This is a genomic window from Kitasatospora sp. NPDC048286 (genome assembly GCF_043201735.1).
Taxonomy (GTDB): Bacteria; Actinomycetota; Actinomycetes; order Streptomycetales; family Streptomycetaceae; genus Kitasatospora.
The window spans coordinates 604,142-628,578 of record NZ_JBICZE010000005.1 but is presented as its reverse complement, the minus strand read 5'-3'; the positions used below and the strand labels follow the sequence as shown (position 1 = coordinate 628,578).

The 24,437-nt window shown below is 73.5% G+C and carries 21 protein-coding genes and 2 tRNA genes; 14 read left to right on the top strand and 9 right to left on the bottom strand.

All coding sequences use genetic code 11. The features are described from left to right. Positions 1 to 79: 79 nt before the first annotated feature. Positions 80 to 1,618, bottom strand: coding sequence for a glycosyltransferase family 39 protein (locus ACGF13_RS15305; protein ID WP_392874106.1), 1,539 nt, complete (start codon positions 1,616 to 1,618; stop codon positions 80 to 82). A 165-nt stretch (positions 1,619 to 1,783) separates the two neighbouring features. Between ACGF13_RS15305 and ACGF13_RS15300 the strand changes: the two genes are divergently transcribed. Together ACGF13_RS15300 and ACGF13_RS15295 are read left to right on the top strand one after the other, a co-directional pair. Beyond that, positions 1,784 to 1,856, top strand: a tRNA-Arg gene (locus ACGF13_RS15300). Positions 1,857 to 2,119: 263 nt separating this feature from the next. Beyond that, a complete protein-coding gene (locus tag ACGF13_RS15295) occupies positions 2,120 to 4,585 on the top strand; it encodes an ABC transporter permease (RefSeq protein ID WP_392874103.1) in 2,466 nt (821 codons plus the stop codon). A gap of 53 nt (positions 4,586 to 4,638) precedes the next feature. Here the strand turns inward: ACGF13_RS15295 and ACGF13_RS15290 are convergent, their stop codons facing one another. Beyond that, positions 4,639 to 5,520, bottom strand: a complete 882-nt coding sequence (locus ACGF13_RS15290; protein WP_392874100.1) for a carbon-nitrogen hydrolase family protein — start codon at positions 5,518 to 5,520, stop codon at positions 4,639 to 4,641. Between the two features lie 101 nt (positions 5,521 to 5,621). After that, complete coding sequence (locus tag ACGF13_RS15285; protein WP_392874098.1) at positions 5,622 to 6,425, bottom strand: phosphatase PAP2 family protein; 804 nt, start codon at positions 6,423 to 6,425, stop codon at positions 5,622 to 5,624. 410 nt (positions 6,426 to 6,835) lie between these two features. On the opposite strand from ACGF13_RS15285, the gene ACGF13_RS15280 reads away from it, so the two are divergent. Further along, positions 6,836 to 7,807: a sigma-70 family RNA polymerase sigma factor gene (locus ACGF13_RS15280; protein ID WP_392874095.1), complete on the top strand. Its 972-nt coding sequence runs from the start codon at positions 6,836 to 6,838 to the stop codon at positions 7,805 to 7,807. Between the two features lie 129 nt (positions 7,808 to 7,936). After that, complete coding sequence (locus ACGF13_RS15275) at positions 7,937 to 8,170, top strand: hypothetical protein (protein ID WP_392874092.1); 234 nt, start codon at positions 7,937 to 7,939, stop codon at positions 8,168 to 8,170. Between the two features lie 60 nt (positions 8,171 to 8,230). On the opposite strand, the gene mscL is transcribed toward ACGF13_RS15275, so the two are convergent. The 5 genes from mscL to ACGF13_RS15250 form a co-directional block, all read right to left on the bottom strand. Next, complete coding sequence (gene mscL / locus ACGF13_RS15270; protein ID WP_392874089.1) at positions 8,231 to 8,650, bottom strand: large conductance mechanosensitive channel protein MscL; 420 nt, start codon at positions 8,648 to 8,650, stop codon at positions 8,231 to 8,233. A 30-nt stretch (positions 8,651 to 8,680) separates the two neighbouring features. Next, positions 8,681 to 8,953, bottom strand: coding sequence for a hypothetical protein (locus ACGF13_RS15265; protein ID WP_392874086.1), 273 nt, complete (start codon positions 8,951 to 8,953; stop codon positions 8,681 to 8,683). Between the two features lie 277 nt (positions 8,954 to 9,230). Next, positions 9,231 to 9,542, bottom strand: a complete 312-nt coding sequence (locus ACGF13_RS15260) for an FmdB family zinc ribbon protein (RefSeq protein ID WP_392874083.1) — start codon at positions 9,540 to 9,542, stop codon at positions 9,231 to 9,233. Between the two features lie 126 nt (positions 9,543 to 9,668). Continuing rightward, positions 9,669 to 11,084: an MFS transporter gene (locus ACGF13_RS15255; RefSeq protein WP_392874080.1), complete on the bottom strand. Its 1,416-nt coding sequence runs from the start codon at positions 11,082 to 11,084 to the stop codon at positions 9,669 to 9,671. A gap of 339 nt (positions 11,085 to 11,423) precedes the next feature. Next, a complete protein-coding gene (locus ACGF13_RS15250; protein ID WP_392874077.1) occupies positions 11,424 to 12,908 on the bottom strand; it encodes a potassium/proton antiporter in 1,485 nt (494 codons plus the stop codon). A gap of 240 nt (positions 12,909 to 13,148) precedes the next feature. On the opposite strand from ACGF13_RS15250, the gene ACGF13_RS15245 reads away from it, so the two are divergent. Continuing rightward, positions 13,149 to 15,866 (top strand): penicillin acylase family protein, encoded by a 2,718-nt coding sequence (locus tag ACGF13_RS15245; RefSeq protein WP_392874074.1) that lies wholly within the window; start codon positions 13,149 to 13,151, stop codon positions 15,864 to 15,866. 99 nt (positions 15,867 to 15,965) lie between these two features. Here the strand turns inward: ACGF13_RS15245 and ACGF13_RS15240 are convergent, their stop codons facing one another. Beyond that, positions 15,966 to 16,556 carry a 5-formyltetrahydrofolate cyclo-ligase gene (locus tag ACGF13_RS15240; RefSeq protein WP_392874072.1) on the bottom strand — a complete coding sequence of 197 codons (591 nt, stop codon included), beginning with the start codon at positions 16,554 to 16,556 and terminating at the stop codon, positions 15,966 to 15,968. Positions 16,557 to 16,618: 62 nt separating this feature from the next. Between ACGF13_RS15240 and ACGF13_RS15235 the strand changes: the two genes are divergently transcribed. The 9 genes from ACGF13_RS15235 (at position 16,619) to ACGF13_RS15195 (ending at position 24,436) form a co-directional block, all read left to right on the top strand. Continuing rightward, the gene (locus ACGF13_RS15235) at positions 16,619 to 17,539 is read left to right on the top strand and encodes a GGDEF domain-containing protein (protein ID WP_392874070.1); all 921 of its coding nucleotides are present in this window, start codon (positions 16,619 to 16,621) and stop codon (positions 17,537 to 17,539) included. 51 nt (positions 17,540 to 17,590) lie between these two features. Then, entirely contained in the window at positions 17,591 to 18,511 is a 921-nt protein-coding gene (gene galU, locus ACGF13_RS15230; RefSeq protein ID WP_392874068.1) for a UTP--glucose-1-phosphate uridylyltransferase GalU, read from the top strand. A 60-nt stretch (positions 18,512 to 18,571) separates the two neighbouring features. Continuing rightward, a complete protein-coding gene (gene glp / locus ACGF13_RS15225; protein ID WP_392874289.1) occupies positions 18,572 to 19,882 on the top strand; it encodes a gephyrin-like molybdotransferase Glp in 1,311 nt (436 codons plus the stop codon). A gap of 127 nt (positions 19,883 to 20,009) precedes the next feature. Further along, positions 20,010 to 20,450 (top strand): cyclic pyranopterin monophosphate synthase MoaC, encoded by a 441-nt coding sequence (moaC, locus tag ACGF13_RS15220; protein ID WP_392874286.1) that lies wholly within the window; start codon positions 20,010 to 20,012, stop codon positions 20,448 to 20,450. Continuing rightward, positions 20,447 to 20,965, top strand: coding sequence for a molybdenum cofactor biosynthesis protein B (locus tag ACGF13_RS15215; RefSeq protein ID WP_392874065.1), 519 nt, complete (start codon positions 20,447 to 20,449; stop codon positions 20,963 to 20,965). Before moaC ends, ACGF13_RS15215 begins: the two co-directional genes overlap by 4 nt. Further along, positions 20,962 to 21,579, top strand: coding sequence for a GNAT family N-acetyltransferase (locus ACGF13_RS15210; RefSeq protein ID WP_392874283.1), 618 nt, complete (start codon positions 20,962 to 20,964; stop codon positions 21,577 to 21,579). Before ACGF13_RS15215 ends, ACGF13_RS15210 begins: the two co-directional genes overlap by 4 nt. A gap of 158 nt (positions 21,580 to 21,737) precedes the next feature. Next, a complete protein-coding gene (locus ACGF13_RS15205) occupies positions 21,738 to 22,739 on the top strand; it encodes a hypothetical protein (protein WP_392874062.1) in 1,002 nt (333 codons plus the stop codon). A gap of 81 nt (positions 22,740 to 22,820) precedes the next feature. Further along, a tRNA-Ala gene (locus ACGF13_RS15200) sits at positions 22,821 to 22,894 on the top strand. Between the two features lie 351 nt (positions 22,895 to 23,245). Beyond that, the gene (locus tag ACGF13_RS15195) at positions 23,246 to 24,436 is read left to right on the top strand and encodes a glycosyltransferase 87 family protein (protein WP_392874059.1); all 1,191 of its coding nucleotides are present in this window, start codon (positions 23,246 to 23,248) and stop codon (positions 24,434 to 24,436) included. Position 24,437 lies beyond the last annotated feature (1 nt).

The following is a 24,437-nucleotide window of genomic DNA, read 5'->3' as shown; positions in this document are numbered from 1 at the left end:
CGAGCCGTCGAACGCGGCAAGACGAGGAAAGGGGAGAAGGGGAGCCGGTCCACCGGCTCCCCTTCTCCCCTTTCGTGTCCTAGACGTCCCGGTCGAGCAGCGCGAGCGTGAGCCCGCCGAGCGGGGTCACCCGGTCCGGGACGCCGTACCGGGTGCGGAGCACCTGCGCCTGGTCCGGCGGCATCGTGCCGAGCGGGTCCTCGGTGTCGCCGAGGACGATCAGCCAGATCCGGGACACCTCACCCAGGCAGGCCTCCGGCTGCGGGCAGGGCGCCGGCGAGAGGTCCTCGGCGTCCTCGGCGCTCCGCGCGACGAAGACCGGGTAGGGGTGCACGTCCGAGGGCAGGTAGTAGCTGACGCCCGGCCAGGCCATCGCCCAGGACTGGACACCCAGCGGGGCCGCCATCCCGTCCCCGGCGCGGTAGCCGGCCGAGATCTCCCGGGCCGCCGCCTTGAACGGCTCCACCGAGCGGTTGTGCGACCCCACGTACCGCACCGACTGCTGCTCCGGCAGGGCCTTCACGGCCGGCACCGTGAGCAGCCCGGCGGCCAGCAGCCCGGCCACCGCGGCGGCCCCCCGGGGCGCCCGGCCGAGCCGGCGGGCCAGGCCCGTCACCGCGCCGTACACCGCCCCGGCGCCGCCGCCGGCCAGCGCGGCCCAGGCGGGCACCGTGAACAGCAGGTACCGCCCGAGGAAGTACGAGGTCTCGCCGGACCAGGACACCAGCCAGACGGCCACCACCGGCAGCACCGCGAGCAGCAGCAGCTGCCAGGCCTGGATCCGCCGTCCGGGCAGCAGCAGCGCCAGCAGCGCCAGCGGGAGGAAGGCGTGGAACACGTCCTCCGAACCGAACAGCACCTCGCCGAAGTAGGTGAGGTCCTCCGGGGAGGGGGTCGGTATCCAGCCCAGCTGCCGGTCCGACTGCCGGCTTCCCAGCAGCACCACCGGCAGCACCGGCAGCGCCGCCACCACGACCGCCAGCGGGTACTGCCACAGCAGCCGCCACTCCACCGCCGAACGGGTCCGCCACAGGTGCAGCGCCACCAGCGCCACCTGCCCGGCGACCGTGCTGAAGGAGATCAGGTGCCCGGCGCCGCCCAGCGCCATGGCCAGGCAGTACGGCGCCCAGCGCCGCCAGGACGGCCGGTCCAGCGCCCGCAGCAGGAAGAGCGAGGCCGCCGCGATCGCGCAGGTCACCAGGGCGTAGGAGCGCGCCTCCTGGGCGTACCGGGAGATCTCCGAGGGCACCGCGAGCAGCAGCCCGGCACCGATCGCCGCCACCCGGTTGCCGAACAGCCGCTGGGCGGTGAGCGACACCAGCGCCGCCGCCCCGGCCATCGCCAGCACGGAGGGTGTTCGCAGCGCGATCGTCGAGTCGCCGAACACCGCCGTCCAGCCGTGCATCAGCACGTAGTACGCGCCGTTGCTGGCGTCGATGTGCTGCAGCAGCCGGAACAGGTCGCCCGGCGAGCGGGTGGCCACCGTCCAGGTCGCGATCTCGTCCCGCCACAGGTCCGGCGTCCCCAGCCGGTACCCGCCCACCGCCAGCATGACGAGCGCGGGCCACACCCACACCTGCCCCAACAGCCGACCGACCGGGTGCACAGCAGGTCTCATCGAGTCGTTCGTCTCCTTCAACGTGGTGCGCGGGCGCGTCCCACCATGCCGGGCAGGCTACTGGACCAGCCCTGACGGCCCGTCGGCCCCCCGTATCCCCTCCGTCACCCCGCGACCGACCCCCGATCCGGTACGCTGTGAGCGGCCTGGTGGCATCCGGGCCGCGCCTCAGTAGCTCAGGGGATAGAGCACGGCTCTCCTAAAGCCGGTGTCGCAGGTTCGAATCCTGCCTGGGGCACAGCGAACACGCAGGTCGCAGGCCCTCCTGCCCACACCGGGCAGGAGGGCCTGCGGCGTTCCCGGGCCCTCGTTGCCATTTCCGGGTGACCGTCTCGGGGGCGGCGTACCCCTCCAGGAGGAGGCGGTGGTGGGCGGCCGTCCGCCCACGGAGTGATCATGAAGCAGACCTCGTGCTGACGATGTGCGGCCGCCGCGTTCCTAGGCTCGTCGAGACCCCTGCCGGAGCACCGTTCCCGGTCAGGGCGGACGAGCCGGGGAACCATGACGACGTACCGATACACCGTGGCCGAGCTGCGCGGCCAACTGCGCCAACTGATCCTGAGCGGCGCCGCGATCGCGCTGGGGGTGGCCTTCCTGATCGCCTCCGTCAGCGGCAGTGGGGCACTGGTGGACTCCTACAGCCAGACCGCGGCCGCCGAGGTCGGGCCCGGCGACATCCAGGTGACCCGGGCCGTCAGGACGGGCGGGCTGGACGCGGCCACCGCGGAGCGGGTGCGGCAGACCGCCGGGGTGGCGGCGGTGGCCCCCCGGCTGACCGGCAAGGGCGGTGTGCTGGCCGCCGACGGGCGGCCGCTCGACCACACCGCCGCGGTCAGCGCCGTCGCCGAGGACCCGGCGCTGCGCTGGCAGCTGCTCAAGGACGGCCGCTGGCCCGCCGGCCCCGGCGAGGTGCTGCTCGACACCGGGACCGCGCACCGGCTGGACGCCGCTGTGGGCGCCGAGGTCCACCTGACCCGGGCCGACGGCACCGCCACCACCGCCCGGCTGGTGGGCACCCTGGACGAGCGGGGCGCACCGAGCCTCGCCGGAGTGCCGATCATCGGCGTCCCGGCGAACGCGGTCGCCGGCTACGCGACCGGCGTCACCACCGACCGGCTCGACGTCAGGGTCACCCCCGACGCCTCCCGGACCACGACCGTCGAAGCCCTGCGCACCGCCCTCGGCACCGGCGTCGAGGTGCACACCCACGAGGCCTCGGTCACCGAGGCGACCCGGCAGAGCAGCACGATGTACGGCGTGGTGCTGGTCGCCGCGCTCTCCTTCGTCCTGATCGCGCTCGCGGTGGCGCGGATGGTGGTCGGCAACACCTTCACGGTGGTGCTCGCCCAGCGGACCCGCCAGCTCGCCCTGCTGCGCTGCGTGGGCGCCGACCGGCAGCAGCTGCGCCGACTGATCCGCCGCCAGGGCCTGCTGCTCGGGCTGGGCGCCTCGGCGGTGGGCGTGCTGCTGGGGATCGCCCTCGGCGCGCTCGGCACCGCCGTGGTCGGCGGGCTCGACCTCGGGCCGGTGCACCTGTCGCTGATGCCCTCCCCGCTGACCTGCCTGCTGGCCGGGCTGTTCGGCGTACTGCTGACCCTGCTGGCCGTCCGCGGCCCGGCGAAGGCCGCCGCGGCCGTGCCGCCGATCGCCGCGCTCGGCGGCACCCCCGCGCCGACCGGCGGGGCGGCCAGGATGCGGGCCACGGTGTGGACCTCCGGGCTGCTGATCGGGGGCACGGCGCTGCTGGCGGTCGGGGCGATGACCCCGCCGCCGCTGTCGCTGCTCGCCGTCACCGTCGGCGCCATCGCCAGCTTCTTCGGGGTGCTGCGGCTCTCCCACCGGGTGCTGCCCGCGGTCGTCGCCGTACTGGGCCGGCCCGCCCGAAGGCTCGGCGGTACGGCCGGGCGGCTCGCCACCCAGCAGCTGCGGCTCAACCCGGGCCGCACCGGGGCCACCGGCTCGGCACTGCTGCTCGGCGTGACCGTGATGGTCGGCGCCGTCACCGCGCTGGACATCACCTCGCAGTCGCTGGTGCCCGTGGTGTCGGCGCGCCAGCCCGGGGTCTTCTCGGCGACGGCCACCGGCGGCGCCCTGCCCGCCGGGGCACTCGGCGCGCTCGGCGCCGAGCACGGGCTGACCGTCACCCCGGTCCGCTCGGCCACCGTCGACCTCGACGGCCGGCCCACCGTGGTCGCCGCCGTCGACGCCACCCGGCTCAACTCCTCGACGGACGACGTGGACCGGGCCCGCGGGCTCACCGGGGGCGACGCGCTGAGCGGGCTCGGCGAGACCGGGACGCGTCGGGTCGGCGACGTCGAGTTGCGCCTGCGACCCGGCCGCAGCAGCCTGCCGTTCACCCTGCAGAGCGGCGCCACCCTGCTGGTGACGCCCGCGACCCTGGACCGCCTCGCCCCCGGCGCGCCCGTCACCACGGCCTGGATCAGCCCGGCCACGGGCGACGACCGGCCGACTGCCCGCCGCGCCCTGGACCGCGCCCTCGCCGACCACCCACAGGTGACCGTCGCCGACACGGCCGCCCAGGCCGACACCCTGCGCTCCCTGCTGGACCGGCTGAAGACCGTCAGCATGGCCCTGCTCTCCTTCTCCGTCGCCATCGCCGGCCTCGGCGTCGCGGCCACCCTGATGCTCAGCATCAGCGAACGCTCCCGCGAGATCGGCATGCTGAGGGCGATCGGCATGTCCCGCGAGCAGCTGCGCCGGATGCTCACCCTGGAGGCCCTGCTCCTCTCCCTGGCCGGCGCCCTGGTCGGGACCGCGCTGGGCGTCGGCTACGGGTGGGCTGCCGCGCGTTCGGTCACCTCGACCGTGGGCACGGTCGGCACCCCGCCCGTCCTGCCGGTGCTGGCCGCCCTGGCCCTGACCGTGCTGGTCGGTCTGGCCGCCGCCGTGCTCCCGGCCCGCCGCGTCGGCCGCATGAGCGCGGTGGCCGCCATGCGGGCCTCCTGACCGCGGTCGCGGTCGCGGTCGCGGTCGCGGCCGGGAGTCGGGAGTCGGGAGCCTCAGGCCAGGGTGACCCGGGTCCGGGGCGCGGACGGCCGGCCGGTGTCGAGGGCGAGGTCGGCGAGGAGGGTCTCGGTCTCGCGGGTGGTGCGCAGGACGGCCGGGTCGAGGTCGGCGACGACGAGTTCACGCCGGTCCTCGCTCGCCTCGGCGACCAGTCGGCCGTCGGGGCCCCAGACCGCGCTGGCGCCGCAGGTGTGCCAGCCGCCGGTGTGGCCGATGTGGTTGGCGAGCACCGTGTAGACGGTGTTGTCGAGCGCGCGGGCCGGGAACCAGGTGCGGGACTCGTGGTGGCCGTGGCCCATGCTGAACAGCGCGCCGACCAGGTAGGCGTGGCAGCCGTCGAGCGCGGCGGCCCGGGCGTGCTCCGGGAAGCCGGAGTCGTAGCAGATGCCGAGGCCGAGCCGCCAGCCGTCCAGTTCCACGGTGCAGCCGGCCGCCCCCGGGCGGTAGTGCTCGCGTTCGCTCTTGAACAGGTGCTGCTTGTCGTAGCGAGTGACGAAGCCACCGTCCGGCCCGAGGACGAGGGCGGAGATGCGCAGGTCGGCGCCGTCCTGTACGGCGGCTCCGACGATCGCGGCGGTCCCGGTCTCGCGGCAGGCCTCGGCGATCGGCGCGAGACGCGGATCGCCGGGTTGGACCGCGTACTTGCCGGGGTCGGTGCGGATCAGCTCGGGCTCGTACCCGGAGAGGAACTTCTCCGCGAACAGCACCAGCCGGGCACCGGCCCGGGCGGCCTCGCGGATCAGGTCGGCGGCCTGGGCGACGTTGGCGGGTATGTCGCCGGCCACGGCCTGGGCCTGGACGGTGGCGATCCGCAGCGGCTGCTCGGGGTAGCCGGTGGGCGCGGTGGGGGAAGCGGGAGCGGAGGTGTCGGACATGGCCGTCACGCTAGCGCGGCGGCCCGCAGCGGGCGGCGGGTTGACGGTGGGTCAGCGCTCGGTCCTGCCCGTCCGGTCCGCCCGTGGCCTACGCCCGTGGCCTACGCCCGCGGGTCGTGGGGCCCGTCCTCGTCCGGTGCGGCGGCGGTGCGCGAAGGCCGCCCGGCGGACACCGTGACCCGCTGGACCCGGGGCCTGGTGCGCCAGTTGACCCGGCGTACGTCCCGGGCCAGTGCGCCGGGGCGCCAGACCTGGATCACCGCGGTCACGGCGCCCAGCACGATCCCGGCGGCCAGCCAGCCGGCCAGCACGTCGCTGGGCCAGTGCACCCCGAGCGCGACCCTGGTCCAGCCGATGGTCAGCACCGTCGCCGCCGCCACCACGCAGGCGGCGGTCCGGCCGCGACGGTGGACCCGGTACCAGAGCAGGCCGACCAGGACGGCGCAGGTGATCGCCGAGGCCATGGCGTGTCCGGAGGGGAAGCCCGGGCCGCCGGCGTGCGAGACCGGGTCGGTGAAGGTGGGTCGGCTACGGCCGAAGGCCAGCTTCAGGGCCCACAGGGCGCCCCAGCCGACCAGGGTCTGGGCGGCCACCCAGCCGGCCAGCACCCGGGCGCCGATCAACCAGAGCCACCCGGCGGCGATCCCGAGCAGCGTACGCATCGTGACGGTCCCGCCGATGTCCGAGAGGGTCTGCACCGAGGCGGTCCAGATCCGGTGTTCCCGTGCGTAGGTGTGCAGTTCGCCGATCCACTCCTGGTCGAAGCGGACCAGTGGGCGCCACTGGCCGGTGACCAGGACCGCCAGCAGGCCGAACAGCGCGGCACAGCCCAGCGCGAGCGCGGCGTCCCGAAGGAGACTGCGGTTACGCGCGGTGAGGAGGGTCGTGCTGTTGGTCAGGTGCATGGCTGACACCTTCCCAGTGTCCCGTGCCGAGCAAGAGCCGGAGTGATAGCGATTCGGCATCGTTTGTGAGGAGGACCTGCGTGCGCGGGCGGAAAGGGGGGCGCAGGGGGAACGTCGGCGGCTCCTCGCGGGTTCACACGGGTAGGCGGCGACGGGGTGTGGGTCGGGTGAAGAAGCCGATCCCGCGACGGTCGTCCGATGGCACGGGAAGTGCCCGACTGGTCACCCAGGGTTCGGAATCGGGGTGAAAACCGGCAGGATACTGCATCGCCGGGAAGAATCTGAGTGACTTGGGAATGTTGTCCGGAATCTGTTCGTTGGATCGTTACGTGTGAGCCCCAAGGGGCCGCACATCTTGCCCTCACGAGGCAGGCAGGCAGACCTCGGCAACACCAGCAAAGGGAGCAAGCATGGCCACCCGTGCCGTCGTTCGCGACAGGGCCGACCGGAGTCGCGCGGCCCGCCCGACCAACCTCGAGGCCGACCGCGACCTGGTCGGCATGTACCTCGACGAGATCGCCAGGACACCCCTGCTCGATGCCGCCGAGGAGGTCGAGCTCTCGCTGCGGATCGAGGCCGGTGTGTACGCCCAGCACCTGCTGGAGGAGGGCGGACTCCCCGACGGCGTCACGCGTGAGGAGTTGGAGGCGATAGCCGCCGACGCCGAGCGGGCCAAGGATGTCTTCATCCGCTCCAACCTCCGGCTCGTGGTCGCCGTCGCCCGTCGCTACCCGCGCAGCGGCCTGCCGCTGCTGGACCTCATCCAGGAGGGCAACGCGGGCCTGGTGCGCGCCGTCGAGAAGTTCGACTACGCCAAGGGCTTCAAGTTCTCCACGTACGCGACGTGGTGGATCCGGCAGGCGATCACCCGGTCCATCGCCGACCAGTCCCGCACCATCCGGCTGCCCGTGCACCTGGTGGAGGAGCTGGGGCGGATCCGGCGCGTCCAGCGGGAGAAGTCCAAGGAGCTGGGCCGCGAGGCGGAGCCGGCCGAGATCGCGGCCGAGCTGGACACCACCGAGGCCCGGATCAAGGACGTGCTGGACTGGGCGCGCGACCCGGTCAGCCTCAACATGTCCGTCGACGACGAGGGTGAGACCCAGTTCGGCGACCTCGTCGAGGACACCGGGGCGACGTCCCCCGAGGACGCGGTGATGGTCATGCTCCGCCGCGAGGAACTGGACGACCTGATCGGGCGGTTGGACGACCGCACCGCCTCGATCATCCGCTCCCGCTACGGGATGGAGGACGGCCGCGAGCGCACCCTGACCGAGGTGGGCAAGCAGCACGGCCTCACCCGTGAGCGGATCCGCCAGATCGAGAAGCACGCCCTGGCCGAGCTGAAGAAGATCGCGGACCACGCGGGCTTCGAAGCCGCCTGACGGTCCAGCCGGCCCCACGGGCCGAGCCCCTCACCCGGGCCCTGGCGCGGAGCGCTCCGCACCGGGGCCCGAGGCGTGCCACGGGGCTCTTAGTCTGGAGGGGAGGGACGAGCGGACGGAGTGGACGGCGTGAGCGAGCAGGCACAGGGACAGGAAACGGGCCAGGACCAGGGCCAGGACCAGGCGCGGGAGCCCCGGAAGGCCTCGGCCGCCAAGGCCCGGCTGGTCTTCCGGGACCCGTTCGACCAGCAGTCCAGGGACGACACCGACACGGGCTGGGGCGACCGCCCCGGGGCCGGGGAGAGTGGTGGGCGGGGGCTGGACTGGTACCTGAGCCAGCGCCCGCCGCACCACGGGGGCTGAGGAGCGGGACTGAGGATCGGGGACGGGGGAGCGGGGCCGTGGGCGACGCGCGCCCACCGGTCAGCGCAGTGGCGTGACCAGCGCGTCGCGGATCTCGGTCAGTAGCTGGACCTCCTTGAGCTCGGCCTCCGCCGCCTTCTCGGCGGCGGACTTGCGGTGGGCCGCCAGCTTGTTCATGGGCAGGATCAGAACGAAGTAGACGACCGCCGCGGTGATCAGGAACTGGAGCGTGGCGCTGAGCACGGATCCCCACAGGATGAGGACCCCGGACGTGACCTCGCCGGTCGGGCTCACCTCGCAGGGCCCCTTGAGGCAGGAACTGTAGGACGCGAGGTCCTTCGCTCCGAAGACGCCGACGATCGGATTGATCACGCCTTTGACGAAGGCGTTGATGATGGCGGTGAAGGCCGCGCCGATGACCACGGCCACGGCGAGTTCGACGACATTTCCACGCAGCAGGAATTCCTTGAAGCCCTTCATGCCGCCTCGAACGACGAAGCCGCATTCCGGTTACGGGTGATCTTCCAGAGCCTCGGATTGACAACCCGTCCGGACCAGCGAGCCCCCGTGCGGCGGCGGCAGACCCGCCCGCGCGGGCCCCAGCGCCAGCGCCGCCGCCGTCGCGAGCAGCGCCAGCGCGGGCACCCCGGCCCGCCGTCGCACCGCGCTGCGCCAGCGGTGCCACCCGCCGCACCCGCGCCGGATCGGCGGGAAGCTCGGCAGCTCCTGCCGGGGCGGCACGGCGGGGGCGGGCAGCGGAAGGGAGAAGCTCACGGTCGTCATCGACGCACCTCCGGGTGTCGGCGGGCCGGCCCCTCGCGGACCGGACGAGCCACACGATGGGCGTTTCCGTCGAACTCCGGAAGTCCTTTCCCCAGGCCTGTGGACAACTCGGCCCTGTGGACGAGTTCGTCCACCCACGAGAGTGATGCGGGCCGGTCCGGCTTGACCGGATGCCCGTGCGGAGGCATGCGGAAAGGCCCGCCGCCCCGCGCGGAAGCGGGGTCGACGGGCCTTTCCGAGGACTGCGGGCCGTCCGGGCCGATGCCCGGCGCCGAGGTCAGCTCGCGGCCGGAGCCGGGCTGGACGAGGTCGAGGAGCCGGAGCCCGACGACGACGAAGACGAGGTCGTGGACGTGCTGGACGACGTCGAAGAGGTCGACGACGACCCGGCGCCCACCGAGCTGCTGGAGGAGGAGCGGCTGTCGGTCCGGTAGAAGCCGGAGCCCTTGAACACGACGCCCACGGCTGAGAAGACCTTGCGGAGCCGTCCCTGGCAGTCGGGGCACGTGGTCAGCGCCTCGTCGGTGAACTTCTGCACCGCCTCCAGGCCGCTGCCGCACTCGGTGCACTGGTACTGGTACGTGGGCACTTGTCTTCCTCCTGGCACTCTCGCCTGATGAGTGCTAACGATGGTCAATGATGCGGTATTCCGCGGGATCAGTCCAGCGACTCCGGTGTGAGATGGGCCGGGCCCGGCCGCCGGACCGCCGCCCGCTCAGCCCTTGGCCGCGCCCACCAGCCGCCCGGCACCACCGCGCTCCGTCGAGCCGGAGCCCGAGTCGGAGCCCGAGCCCGCGCCCGAACCGCCGGTCGAGCCGGAGCCCGATCCGGCACCCGAGCCGTCGGCCGGAACGTCCCCCGGCGCCACCAGCAGGTGCCGCAGCGAGAACAGCGCGACCAGCCCCAGCCCCGCCCCGATCACCGGCACCAGGAACCCGGTCGAGGGCCCGTGCCCGTCGATCAGCCGGCCCGCCGCCATCGAGCCGACGGCCAGGCCGAGCCCGATGGCGCCGGTCAGCCAGGTGAAGGCCTCCGTCTTGGCCCCGTCCGCGACCAGCGTCTCGACCAGGGTGTAGCCGCTGATCAGGGTCGGCGCGATGGCCAGCCCGCAGACCAGCCCGGCGACGGTCAGGGCGACCAGGTTCGGCATCGCCCACAGCACCGAGCAGCCCAGCACCAGCAGCGCGTAGCTGATCAGCATCCGCTGCTGCACCGGTCGCCGCCAGGCGACGACGCCGTACAGCACACCGGCCAGCATCGAGCCGCCGGCGAAGATCCCGTACACGGTGCCGCCGGCGTCGTGCTGTCCGACCGAGTCGGCGAAGGCGTTCACCGACACCTGCATGCCGCCGAACACCGCGCCGACCCCGAGGATGGACCCGGCCAGCAGCCGGACGCCGGGGGAGGCGAGCGCCGAGGCGCGCTTGGTGCCGGGCTGGGGCACGATCCGGGCCGGGGCGGTACGCCGCTGGGCGGCGAAGGCCAGGCCGCCGACGAGGGTCAGCCCGGCCTCGGCGACCAGGGCGGTGGCCGGGTTGGCGAGGGCGGCGATGCCGGAGGCCAGGATCGGGCCGACCACGAAGGTGAACTCGTCCGTCACGGACTCGAACGCGAACGCGGTGCTCACCCGGGCCGCGGAGGTCTCGGAGGCGCCGTCCGCGGTGAACCTGGCGACCCAGCGGGCCCGGACCATCGCGCCGACCTGCGGCACGCTCGCACCGGCCGGGACGGCGGCCAGGAACAGGCTCCAGGCGGGCGCGTGGCCGAGCGCCAGCGCGATCAGCACGCCGACCGAGACCGCGTGCACCAGGACGGTCGGCACGAGCACCGCGGCCTGGCCGTAGCGGTCCGCGAGCCGCCCGGTCTGCGGCCCGATCAGGGCCTGGGCGACGGCGGCGACCGCGGTGACCGTACCGGCGGTGCCGTACGAACCGTGGGTCTGGGTGACGAGCAGCAGGATGCCCATGCTGAGCATCGCGTACGGCAGCCGCGCGACGAGGGCGGGGAACAGGAACGTCCAGGCCCCGGGGGTGCGCAGCAGCTCGCCGTACCCGACACGGGCGGGGGCCGGAGCTGCGGGGGTGGTGGCCGCGTGGTCCGCGGCGGTGTCGACCGTTCGGCGCGCCGTCACGGTCGGTCCTTCCTGCTGCCTGGTAGCGCGGCAGGGCATGGTGGAGCCCCGACGGCGCCGAGAGTCGTCCTCTCGCGCGTCGACCGGGGTAGATACCGGGTCGGGCCGGCCTGGTGGCCGGGGACCGGACCGCGGCCGCCGAGCGGTCGCGCCAACTCTGCGTCAGGCAGATGCTGGGGGTGTTCTAACGATGGTTATACGGCTGGTCGGGCCAGCATACAGTTACGCGCGTAGACACCGCCAGCCACCCCCTGCCCCCGGCTCCCGCCCCCCGGCTCCTGGGCGGAAGGCCCGGGAGCCGGGGGGTCGGGGGGTCGGGAGCCGGGGGGCGGCCCAGGCTCACCGCCCGTTCAGCCACCCCGCGAGCTTGCCGCCCTTGTCCACGGCCCGCAGCCGCCGCTCCGCCGCCGCGCCGACCTCGTCCGTGGTGACCACCAGCAGCTCGTCCCCGCCGCGCAGCACCGTCGCCTTGTCCGGCACGAAGGAGTTCCCCTCCCGCACGACCAGGGTGACCGCCGCCCCCTTGGGCAGCCGCAGCTCGCTGATCTCCACGCCCGACATCTTCGAGGCGGGGGATAGCGCGACCGACAGCAGGTGCCCGTGCAGCTTCTCCAGCGGCGCGGACTCGATGCCCAGGTCCTGGCCCATGGCGCCGTCGCCGATCCGCAGCCGCTTGGCCACCCACGGCAGGGTCGGCCCCTGGAGCAGGGTGAAGACGACGACCAGGATGAAGACGATGTTGAAGACGTCCTCGGCCCGGTGCGCGCCGGACACCACCGGGATGGTGGCGAGCACGATGGGCACCGCCCCGCGCAGTCCGGCCCAGCTCAGCAGCGCCTGCTCGCGGGCCGGCACCTTGAAGGGGGTCAGCGAGAGCATCACCGACAGCGGCCGGGCCAGGAAGACCAGCACCGCGCCGATCACCAGCGCGGGCACCACCGCGTCGCCCATGGACTCGGGCGTGACGAGCAGGCCGAGCAGTACGAACATGCCGATCTGCCCGATCCAGGCCAGTCCGTCGGCGAAGCCCCGGACGGCCGGGCCGTGCGGCAGCTTGGAGTTCCCGAGTATCACCGCGCTGACGTAGACGGCGAGGAAACCGGAGCCGTGCAGCAGCGCGCCGCCGGCGTACGCGAGCACGGTGAGCGCCATCACGGCGATCGGGTAGAGGCCCGAGGAGGGCAGCGCGACGTGCTTGAGCCCGTAGGCGCCTATCTTGCCGACGGCGAGGCCTATCGCGGCGCCGATCGCCAGCTCGGCGATGATCGTGCCGATCAGGACGTACCAGGAGTCCAGCTCCCCGGTGGTGGCGAAGGCGACGACCAGGATGACCACGGGCGCGTCGTTGAAGCCGGACTCGGCCTCCAGCAGGCCGGTGAGCCGGTGCGGCAGCGGGACCATCCGCAGCACCGAGAAGACGGCGGCCGCGTCGGTCGAGGAGACGATGGCGCCCAGCAGCAGCGAGGTCCGCCAGTCCAGGCCGACCAGCCAGTGGGCGCCCGCCGCGGTGGCGAAGACGCTGACGCCGACGCCGACGGTGGCGAGCACGGTCGCGGCCGGCATCACCGGCTTGATCTCGTGCCAGCTGGTCTTGAGGCCGCCCTCGGCGAGGATCACCACGAGTGCCGCGTAGCCGAGCACCTGGGTGAGCTCGGCGTTGTTGAAGGTGACACCGATCCCGTTCTGGCCCAGCGCCACACCGATCCCCAGGTAGATCAGCAGGCTGGGCAGCCCTGATCGGGTCGAGAGGCGTACGGCGCCCACCGCGAACAGCAGGATCACGGAGGACTCAAGCAGGAGCTGGTTCAGGTGGGAGACGTTCACGCAGGGGCACCTCGGGCAGGCAGGGGCGGACGGGGTGTCTGGCGGTGCTGTGGGGTCGACGCGTTAAGAAGTCGTCAATACTCCCCTTGTGGATCGTTACGCAGTCTAACATTTTGCCATATCTTTAGCTTGGTCCCCCGTTCACGGTGCTTGGCCCTCTCGGCCTAATGTGGTGCCCTGTCACGGCCGCAGGCCCTGGACACGCCCGCCCGCCCCGAAGTCAGGACCGCAAGGACCCAGATGCCCCGCTCGAAGAAGTTCCGGCGCGCCCGTCTGATCGTGATCGTGCTGGTCGTGCTGCTGGTGGCCGGCGCCGGCTACGGCGGCTACCGCGGGGTCTCCGCGGTCCGCGCCTCCTTCCCGGAGGTCGACGGCAGCGTCAAGGTGGCCGGCCTGAGCGCGCCCGTCGACGTCAAGCGGGACGCCAACGGCATCCCGCAGCTGTACGCCGACACCAACGAGGACCTGTTCCGCGCCCAGGGCTACGTCCAGGCGCAGGACCGTTTCTGGGAGATGGACGTCCGTCGGCACATCACCGCAGGCCGGCTCTCCGAGATGTTCGGGGACGGCCAGGTCGAGACCGACACCTTCATCCGCACCATGGGCTGGCGGCAGGTGGCGCAGAAGGAGTTCGACACCAAGCTGTCGCCGGAGACCAAGAAGTACCTCCAGGCCTACTCGGACGGCGTGAACGCCTGGCTCGCGGAGCACCCCGGCGGCGCGAAGGCCTCGCTGGAGTACGGCCTGCTCGGCGTCGTCAACAGCGGCTACCAGCCCGAGCAGTGGTCCCCGGTCGACTCGGTGGCCTGGCTCAAGGCGATGGCCTGGAACCTCTCCGGGAACCTCCAGGAGGAGATCGACCGCTCGCTGCTGGCCCAGGACTTCGGCCCGGACAAGATCGCCGAGCTGTACCCGGACTACCCGTACGCCCGCAACGGCACGATCGTGAAGACCGGCACGGTGAACGGCGACAACTACCGCCCCGCCGACGGCTCCCCGCAGTCCGGCGCGGCCCCCGGCACCGCCACCGCCCAGGGCGCGGCCACCACCAAGGCGCTGCTGCAGGGCCTGACCGACCGGATCGACGCGATGCCGCAGCTGCTCGGCCGCCCCGGCCAGGGCATCGGCTCCAACTCCTGGGTGGTCGCCGGCTCGCACACCACCACCGGCAAGCCGCTGCTGGCCAACGACCCGCACCTCGGCCCCGGCCTGCCCTCGGTCTGGTACCAGATGGGCCTGCACTGCCGGACCAGCTCCCCGGCCTGCCAGTTCGACGTCTCCGGCTTCACCTTCGCGGGCATGCCCGGCGTGGTGATCGGCCACAACAAGGACATCGCCTGGGGCTTCACCAACCTCGGTGCCGACGTCACCGACCTCTACCTGGAGAAGGTCACCGGCCCGGAGACGTACCAGGTGGACGGCAAGGACGTGAAGTTCGACCTCCGCAAGGAGACCATCAAGGTCGCCGGCGGGGAGGACCGCACCATCACCGTCCGCACCACCCAGACCGGTGCCCCGCTGATCTCCGACCAGAGCAGCGAGCAGCAGAACGTCGGCAAGTACGCCCCCAACGGCCCGTCCGCCCCCGACCGCGGCACCAGCGGCTACGGCGTCGCCCTGCAGTGGACGGCGCTGAACCCCGGCAAGACCATGGACGCCGTCTTCGAGCTGGACAAGGCGAAGAACTGGGACGAGTTCCGCGCCGCCGCCAAGGACTTCACCGTCCCCGCGCAGAACCTGATCTACGCCGACGCCAAGAACATCGGCTACCAGGCCCCGGGCGCCATCCCGGTCCGCGGCAAGGGCGACGGCAGCTACCCCGCGCCGGGCTGGGACTCCACGTACCAGTGGAAGGACCCGATCCCCTTCACCGCGCTGCCCTGGAGCCTCAACCCCTCGGCCGGCTACATCGTCACCGCCAACCAGGCCGTGGTGGACCCGAGCTACAAGTACAACCTGACCAAGGACTGGGAGTACGGCACCCGCGCCAAGGAGATCACCGACCAGATCGAGGGCCTGCTCAAGAACAACGGCAAGATCTCGCCGGACGACATGCAGACCCTCCAGCTGGACAACACCAGCGTGATGGCCAAGACGCTGGTCCCGCTGCTGCTCAAGCAGCCGGTCAGCGACCCGTACGTGCGCGAGGCCCAGGACCTGCTGAAGGACTGGAACTTCCACCAGGACGCCGACTCGGCGGCCGCCGCCTACTACAACGGCGTCTGGCGCCAGCTGCTGATCCTGGCCTTCGGGCAGAAGTTCCCGGCCGACCTGCGGGCCAAGGACAACTGCCTGCTGGTCCGCCAGCAGGACGACCCCACCAAGCCGGACAGCTCCACCAAGATCGTCACCGAGTGCGGCACCCGCGAGCCGGGCAAGGCCCAGCCGGACGGCGGCGACCGCTGGACCGAGGTCGTGCGCCAGCAGCTGGAGAAGCCCGACAGCTCGTGGTGGACGTACATCGACGACCAGCACAAGGAGCAGAAGGGCCTGGACAACCTGCTCCAGGAGGCGATGAAGAACGCCCGCCAGGAGCTGACCTCGCTGCTCAGCAAGGACGTCTCCACCTGGAGCTGGGGCCGCCTGCACAAGCTGGAGCTGCGCGAGCAGACCCTCGGCACCGACGACTCCTCGATCGCCTCCGGCGCGGTGCACAAGCTGCTCAACCGTGGCCCGTACCGGCTCTCCGGCGGCTCGGCGGCGGTCGACGCGGCCGGCTGGAACGCGGCGGCCGGCTACCAGGTGGACTGGATCCCGTCGATGCGCATGGTGGTCGACCTGAACGACCTGGACGCCTCGCGCTGGATCAACGTCGGCGGCGCCTCCGGCCACGCCTTCCACGACAACTACAACGACCAGACCGACCTCTGGCTCAAGGGCAAGCTGCTGACCTGGGCCTACTCACCGGACGCGGTCGAGAAGGCCACCAAGCACAAGCTGGTGCTGACCACCGGCTGACGGCCGTAGAGCCAGTACGGCCCGTACGGCCCGGCCACCGGCGGCCCCGCTCCCCCGAGGGAGCGGGGCCGCCGCCGTTCCCGCCCGCGGCCGCCGGCCTCAGCCGAGCCCGCGCACCCCCGAGGGCAGCACCGCCAGGTCCACCGGCCGGTCGTGCGGTTCGGCCGGCACCCGCTCCAGCAGCTCGTGCTCGTACAGCAGCACCGCCAGCACCGGCCGCACCCCGGCCCGCTCCAGCCGGGCCAGCACCCGGTCGTAACTGCCGCCGCCCCGGCCCAGCCGCAGCCCGGAGCGGTCCACCGCCAGGCCCGGCAGCAGCACCACCGCGGCCTCCGTCACCGCCTGCGGGCCGAGCCGCGGGCCGACCGGCTCCAGCAGCCCGCGCCCGGCCGGGGCCAGCCCGTCGGGGCCCGCGTACTCGGCCCAGTCCAGGTCGTTGTCGGCCAGCAGCACCGGCAGCAGCACCCGCGCCCCGCGCGCCCGCAGTGCGTCCAGCAGCGGCCCCGTCCCGGGCTCGGAGCCCACCGAGACGTAGGCGGCCACCGTGTCGCCCGCGGCGGCCAGCTCACCGGCGTGCCGGGCCAGCGCGTCGGCCACCGCCGAGCGTTCCCCGGCGGCCAGTTCGCGCCGCCGCGCCAACAGCCGTGTCCTCAGGCCGCTCTTCTCGTTGGGCATCCGATCCTCGTTCATCCGATCCTCCTGGCCTGCGCACCGCCGACGCGCAGAGCCTGACACGCGAAGGGGCGCCCCCATTGACCACCCCGCTGCTGGTCCAGGCCCTGGCCGCACTGAGCGTCCCCGCACTGGCCGGCGCCACCGCCCTCGGACTGCGCGGACGGCGGGAACGGGCCGGGGCCGCCGCCGGGGCGCAGCGGCTGCGCGCGCGGATCGCCGAACTGGAGGAGCGCTGCGCCGAACTGGAGCGCACCGCCTCCTGCGACCCGCTCACCGGCGTGTGGAACTACCGCCACCTCCAGCTCACCCTGGACCGCGAGATCGAACGGGCCCGCCGGGCCGAGCACACCGAGCAGGCCGAAGGGCCGCGCCCGCTCGCCGTGCTGATGCTGGCCATCACCGGCTTCGACGCGGTCGTCGCCGAGCACGGCCGGGGCCGGGCGGGCGCGGTGCTGCGCGACCTCGCCCAGCGGCTCGCGATGGAGATCCGCCGGGCCGACACCCTCGGCCGCTACGGTGGCGAGGAGTTCCTGGTGGTGCTGCCGGACACCGGCGCCGAGGGCGCCGCGCAGGTTGCCGAGCGGCTGGTCTGGTCGGTGCGCCGGCACCTGCTGCTGGACTGGTCCTCCGGCCCGCGCGAGGCCCGCCCCGCCGCCGGCAACGGCCTGACCGCCGCCGCCGGCATCGCCGTACTGCCCGAGGACGGCACCCACGCGGCCGTCCTGCTGCGCGCCGCCGACGCCGCGCTCGCCGCGGCCAAGGAGGCCGGCGGCGACTGCTGGCGGCTGTCGACCCGGCCGCCCGAGGAGCCCGACCGGCCCGGCGGTGACCGCCCCGAGCAGGCCACTTGCCCGCCCGGTCACGGAGCGGAGGGCGAAGGTGACCGTTCGGGAAAGGCGGGTAGTCTGTCGGCCTGTGTCGGCGGGGACCTGCTCTCCCAGCCGGTCGTGACCCATACACCAGCCACCGTGGCCGGGCCCCGCGACGCGCTGTCCTAGCCGTCCGACTGCGCTCGGCCGGGCGAAAACGTGCCTGAGTAAGGTAAACGCATGACGACGACCAACTCCCGAGTGCCGGTAACCAAGGCCGTGGTTCCCGCGGCCGGACTGGGCACCCGCTTCCTCCCGGCGACCAAGGCCACCCCGAAGGAGATGCTCCCGGTCGTCGACAAGCCGGCGATCCAGTACGTCGTCGAGGAGGCCTCCGCCGCCGGCCTGTCCGACATACTGATGGTCACCGGCCGCAACAAGCGCGCGCTGGAGGACCACTTCGACCGTGCCTACGAGCTGGAGGAGCTGCTGGTCCGCAAGGGCGACGAGCAGCGTCTGGCCAGGGTCCGGGAGTCCGTCGAGCTGGCCAACATGCACTACGTCCGCCAGGGCGACCCGAAGGGCCTGGGCCACGCCGTCTCCGTCGCCGAGCAGCACGTCGCCGGCCAGCCCTTCGCCGTCCTGCTCGGCGACGACCTGATCGACCCGCGCGACCCGCTGCTCTCCCGGATGATCGAGGTCCAGCAGCAGCTCGGCGGCTCCGTCGTCGCGCTGATGGAGGTCGACCCCTCCCAGATCCACCTCTACGGCTGCGCCGCCGTCAAGGCGAACGGCTTCGGCGAGGACGTCTTCCAGGTGACCGACCTGGTCGAGAAGCCCGAGCCCGGCGAGGCCCCGTCGGCCTACGCCGTGATCGGCCGCTACGTCCTCGACCCGCTGGTCTTCGAGGTGCTGCGGGAGACCCCGCCCGGCCGCGGCGGCGAGATCCAGCTGACCGACGCCCTGCGCGAGCTGACCAACCGCGAGGCCGCGGACGGCGGCCAGGTGCACGGCGTGCTCTTCAAGGGCCGCCGCTACGACACCGGCGACCGCGCCGACTACCTGCGCGCTATCGTCCGTCTGGCCGCCGAACGCGAGGACCTGGGCCCGGAGTTCCGCTCCTGGCTGCGGGAGTTCGTCGACACCGAGATGCAGGACTGACGCAGGACGACCACGACCGAGAGCGAGCCGCCGATGACCGGGTCCACCGAGCACAGCACCATGCCCAGCGCCTGCTGCGACACCGGAACGGACCCGGCCCCGGCGGCCCCGCGGCTCTGGACGGTGGACGAGCACCTCGCCGACGTGCTGGCCGCGGTCGGCCCGCTGCCCGCGATCGAGCTCCCACTGCTCGACGCCCAGGGCTGCCGACTCGACGAGGACGTGGTCGCCGACGGCGACCTGCCGCCCTTCGACAACAGCTCGATGGACGGCTACGCGGTCCGCACCGCCGACACCGAGGGCGCCACCGACACCTACCCGTCGGTGCTCTCGGTGGTCGGCGACATCGCCGCCGGCGCCGCCGAGCTGCCGAAGGTCGGCCCCGGCCAGGCCGCCCGGATCATGACCGGCGCCCCGCTGCCGCCCGGCGCGCAGGCCGTCGCCCCGGTCGAGTGGACCGACGGCGGCACCGGCACCGGGGTCGCCGCCGCCGCGATGACCGCGCCCGTCCCCGACGAGGAGGTCCGGGTGCTGCGCCCGGTCGCCGCGGGCGCGCACATCCGCCGCCGCGGCGGCGACGTCGCGGCCGGCACCCGGGTGCTGGAGGGCGGCACCAGGCTCGGCCCCGCCCAGCTCGGCCTGCTCGCCGCGATCGGCCGGCCCACCGTGAAGGTCCGCCCGCGCCCCCGGGTCGTGGTGCTGTCCACCGGCAGCGAGCTGGTCCAGCCCGGCGAGCCGGTCGGCCCCGGGCAGATCGCCGACTCCAACAGCTTCACCCTCACCGCGGCCGCCCAGGAGGCCGGCGCCATCGCCTACCGGGTCGGCGCCGTCCCGGACGACGCCGACCGGCTGCGCGCCGTCCTGGAGGACCAGCTCGGCCGGGCCGACCTGATCGTCACCAGCGGCGGGGTCAGCGTCGGCGCGTACGACGTGGTCAAGGAGGTCTTCGAGTCCTACGGCGGCGTCGACTTCCGGCGGCTGCGGATGCAGCCGGGCAAGCCGCAGGGCTTCGGCCGGATCGGCGGCGCGGCCGGGGTGCCGCTGCTCGCCCTGCCCGGCAACCCGGTGAGCGCCTACATCTCCTTCGAGCTCTTCGTCCGCCCGGTCGTCCGCACCATGCTCGGCGCCGCCGACGTGCACCGCCCGGTCGTCCGCGCGGTGTGTCCGACGGCGCTGCGCTCCCCGGCCGGCCGCCGGCAGTTCCTGCGCGGCCGTCACTCGGCGGCGGACGGCACGGTCGAGCCGGTGGGCGGCGCCGGATCGCACCTGGTCGGCGCGCTGGCCCGGGCGAACTGCCTGATCACCGTCCCCGAGGAGACCACCGAACTGCCCGCCGGCAGCGAGGTCGACGTGGTGTTGCTGGACTCCTGATCGGCCACCAGGACCCGGGAACGGTACGGTAGCGCGGTATTCGACCTGCGCGCCCCTGGAGTTCCCCGTGACGACACCTCCCCCCGGCGACCGCCTCACCCACGTCGACGACCAGGGCGCGGCCCGGATGGTCGACGTCTCCGAGAAGGCCACCACCGCGCGCACCGCCGTGGCGGCCGGCCGGGTGCGGGTCTCCCCGCAGGTGGTCGAGCTGCTGCGCGGCGAGGGCGTGCCCAAGGGCGACGCCCTCGCGGTGGCCAGGATCGCCGGGATCATGGGCGCCAAGAAGACCCCGGACCTGATCCCGCTCTGCCACCCGATCGCGGTCTCCGGCGTCAAGGTCGACCTCGCCGTCGCGGACGACGCGGTCGAGATCACCGCCACCGTGAAGACCGCCGACCGCACCGGCGTCGAGATGGAGGCGCTGACCGCCGTCGCGGTGGCCGGGCTGACCGTCGTCGACATGGTCAAGGCGGTGGACAAGGCCGCCACGATCGAGTCCGTCCGGGTGCTGAGCAAGACCGGCGGCAAGAGCGGCGACTGGTTCGCCCCGGAGGTGGACGCATGACGGCCCCGGCCGGGAGGGCGCTGGCCGTCACCGTGTCGAACCGGGCCGCGGCCGGGGTCTACGAGGACCGGGGCGGCCCGCTGCTGGTGGCCGGCCTGACCGCGATGGGCTTCACCGCCGACGGCCCCCGGGTCGTCCCGGACGGCGAGCCGGTGGAGGCCGTGCTGCGCGAGGCCGTCGCGGCCGGCTACGACGTGGTGCTGACCACCGGCGGCACCGGCATCTCGCCGATGGACCTCACCCCCGAGATGACCGCCCGGGTGATCGACCGTCAGGTCCCCGGCATCGCCGAGGCGGTCCGCGCGTACGGCCGGGAGAAGGTGCCGACCTCGGCGCTCTCCCGCGGGCTCGCCGGACTCGCCGGACGTACCCTGATCGTCAACCTGCCGGGCTCGACCGGCGGCGTCAGGGACGGCCTGGCCGTCCTGGAGCCGCTGCTCGCCCACGCCGTCGACCAGCTCGGCGGCGGGGACCACCCCCGGGCCGACGCCCCAGCACCCGGGAGAGCGCACTGAACGCCGGTTGGCCGGTAGAACTCCAGGAGGGGGAGGTCGTGCTGCGCCCGATCCGGGCCCGCGACCAGCGCGAGTGGCAGGAGGTCAGCCGCCGCAACCGGGACTGGCTGCGCCGCTGGGAGGCCACCGTGCCGCCCGGCCCGGCGGGTCGGGTGGCCGGCCCCCGGCCGACGTACCGGCAGATGGTCCGCTTCCTGCGCGGCGAGGCCTCGGCCGGCCGGATGCTGCCCTTCGTCGTGGTCCACAAGGGCCAGCTGGTCGGCCAGTTGACCGTCGGCGGGATCACCTGGGGGTCGATGTGCTCGGCCAACATCGGGTACTGGGTGGACGAGGCGGTGGCCGGCCGCGGCATCATCCCGACCGCCGTGGCGCTTTCGGTGGACCACTGCTTCCGCACGCTCGGGCTGCACCGGATCGAGGTCTGCATCCGTCCGGAGAACGCCCCGAGCCGACGGGTGGTGGAAAAGCTCGGCTTCCGCTCGGAGGGAATCCGTCCGCGCTATCTCCACATCGACGGCGACTGGCGCGACCACCTCGTCTACGCGTTGACCGACGAGGAGGTCCCGGAGGGGATGCTGGGGCGCTGGCGGGCGCTCAGTTCCGGGCGCGGCTGAGGTAATTGAATATATGTTCGAAACAAATATCGATATGGCATCGGAGGGGCACCGGACCCCCACAAATAGCGGCAAAATAGTCGGAGAATCAGCTTGATCACACGACACGCCGTGCCAAATTGCTGCCAGGCTTCCCCGGCGCCCGTACGGTGTGAATCGTGAGCAGTAGCGGCCTTATCTACGCCGTCATCGTAGGGGCCTGGGCCGCCTATCTGGTGCCGATGTGGCTCCGCAGGCAGGACGAACTCAACGAGGCGCGCCCGACGGAACGCTTCAGCACCGCCATCCGCCTGCTGGCCGGGCGTTCGGCGCTGGAGCGGCGGGCAGCCCGGGCCCTGGGCGACGAACCGCGTGACGGCGAGCAGAGCAACGACGGTCCTCCCGAACGGGACGCGACCGCCTCCGGCGACCCCGCGCGGGAGCCCGAACCCCCGGCACAGCGCCCGGCCGAACGGCCGGCCCCCGAGCCGCGGGCCGGAGTCGAACGCCGGGCGCGGCTGCTGGCCCGCCGGCGGCGGATGGTCACCGCCCTCTTCCTCTCCTTCGCGCTCGGCGCGGTGGTCGCCGCGGTGGCCGGACTGGCCTTCCTCTGGGTCCCGGCCGTCCCGGCGGTCCTCCTCACCCTGTACATCGGCCACCTGCGCAAGCTGGAGCGCCAGCGGTACGAGGTGAAGCTCGACCGGGTCCGGGCCGCCCAGGCGGCCGAGCGGCTGCGCAAGCGCGAGCAGCAGCGCGCCGCGGCCCCGGCGCCCGGCGACGCCCCGGCCGAGGCCCCCGTCGCAGCGGGGCCGGCCCCGGCCCCGCCCGTCGGGGAGCGGGCCGCGCGCCGTGCGCACCTGCGGCTGGCGGCGGACCCGGAGCAGCCCACCGTCTCGGTGCCCTCCGCCTCCGCGGTGGCCGAGGCGACGGAGCACGAGGAGTGGGTCGACGGCATGCGCGAGCGCGGTGCGGCCGGCCCGGACTCCTGGGAGCCGGTGCCCGTCCCGCTGCCGACCTACGTGACCGCCCCGGTCGCCCCCAGGGTCTCCCGCGGCCTCGACCTGTCGTCCCCCGGCACCTGGACGTCGGGCCGCCCCGCGGAGCCCCGCAAGACCCCGCTGTTCGACCAGTACGCCGAGCCGCAGGCCCCCGAGTCGCGCCCGCGCGCGGCCAACGAATGACCAGGGCCACCCCCCGTCGGCGCCGCCAGCCGGGGGGTGGTCACGGACCCCCTCCGAAAGGTGCTAGAGTTTCTTCTCGTTGGGGCTGTGGCGCAGTCCGGTAGCGCACCTCGTTCGCATCGAGGGGGTCAGGGGTTCGAATCCCCTCAGCTCCACCCAACAGATCGACTCCGGTCGGTCGACGAAATCCCGCCGGGAGGCAACTCCCGGCGGGATTTCGCGTTTTGGGCTTCGGGCCCGCGGTCGGGGCCGGTTCCCGGGTGGCTGTGGGTGAGATCACATCGCCCTTCCGGGCCCGTTTCTGACGCGGTTTGGGGCTCGGAGGGGTCGGTTATGGTGGGTGGGCCCAGACGCTGACGAGGGAACGATCTGGTCTATCTCGACGGGGTGCCATCGCGGTGCGCGAGTTCGGTCTGAAACGGTGGGGGCGGCAGACGGGTCCGGAAGGGGCCGGCGGCGCAGCGGAAACCGGAAGACCGAATTCCTGGACCCTCCCGGCGGCCTGCGTGGCGGCGGTGTCACTGGCGGTGTTCGCCTGGTTCCGGCACACCCACGGGGCCACCATGGTCGACATGCTGGTCTACCGGGCCGAGGGCGAGGCCGTCGTCCGCGGCGAGGACCTGTACGCGATGCGGCTGCCCGGCTGGGACCTGCCGGCCACCTACCCTCCGTTCGCGGCGATGCTGTTCGTGCCGAGCACCTGGTTCGACGTGAGCACCCTGCGCGTCCTGGTGATGCTCCTCAACTACGCGCTGCTCGCCGCGGCCGTCCACCTGTCGCTCAAGCTGGCGGGCTGGCCGAAGCAGCACCGCGCGGCCGTGGTGATCCTGGCGACCGGCCTCGGCATCTGGCTGGAGCCGGTCTTCACGACCTTCCAGTACGGCCAGGTCAACCTCGGCATCCTCTGCCTGGTCCTGTGGGACCTGACCCGCCCGGACGGCCACCGCCTCAAGGGCGTGGGCATCGGCCTGGCCACCGCCATCAAGATCACCCCGGGCCTGTTCGCCGTCTACCTGTTCCTGACCGGAAGGGTCCGGGCCGCCCTGGTCTCGGCCGGCACCTTCCTGGCGGCGGGCCTGATCGGCTGGGCCGCGCTGCCGGACGCCTCGTGGGGGTTCTGGACCACCTACCTCTGGGACCCGAGCCGGGTCGGCGTGACCGTCCTGGTGGACAACCAGTCGCTGCGCGGCGCCGTCTGCCGGCTGCTCGACGTCAACGACCCGGGCCCGGTCGGGCTCGTCGCCTCGGCGCTGGTCGCGGCCCTCGGGCTCGGGGTGGCGGTGCTGGCCGGACGCTCGACGCGGATGCTGCGCCGGGCCGACGCCTGGGGCGCGGTCTGCGCCGCGCTCACCGCGCTGCTGGTCTCGCCGATCAGCTGGACCCACCACTGGGTCTGGTGCGTCCCGCTGCTCGCCCTGCTGGCCGTGGAGGCCAGGACCAGGGGCCGGCAGGTGCTGTTCGGCCTGACCCTGCTGGTGTTCCTCTCCCACGTGATGTGGACGGTGCCGCACCGGTGGGGCCGCGGCGTCGCCTGGTACTGGCAGCTGCCCGGCGCGATCTACCCGCCGATCGCGATCGCCGTCCTGGTCACCCTGGGCGTGCGGCTGTACCGCGCCCGGCGGCAGGCCGCGGACGGCGCCGGGACCCCACTCGCCACCAGGCCGGACCGCGAAGCCGCCCTGACGAACCGGACCTGAC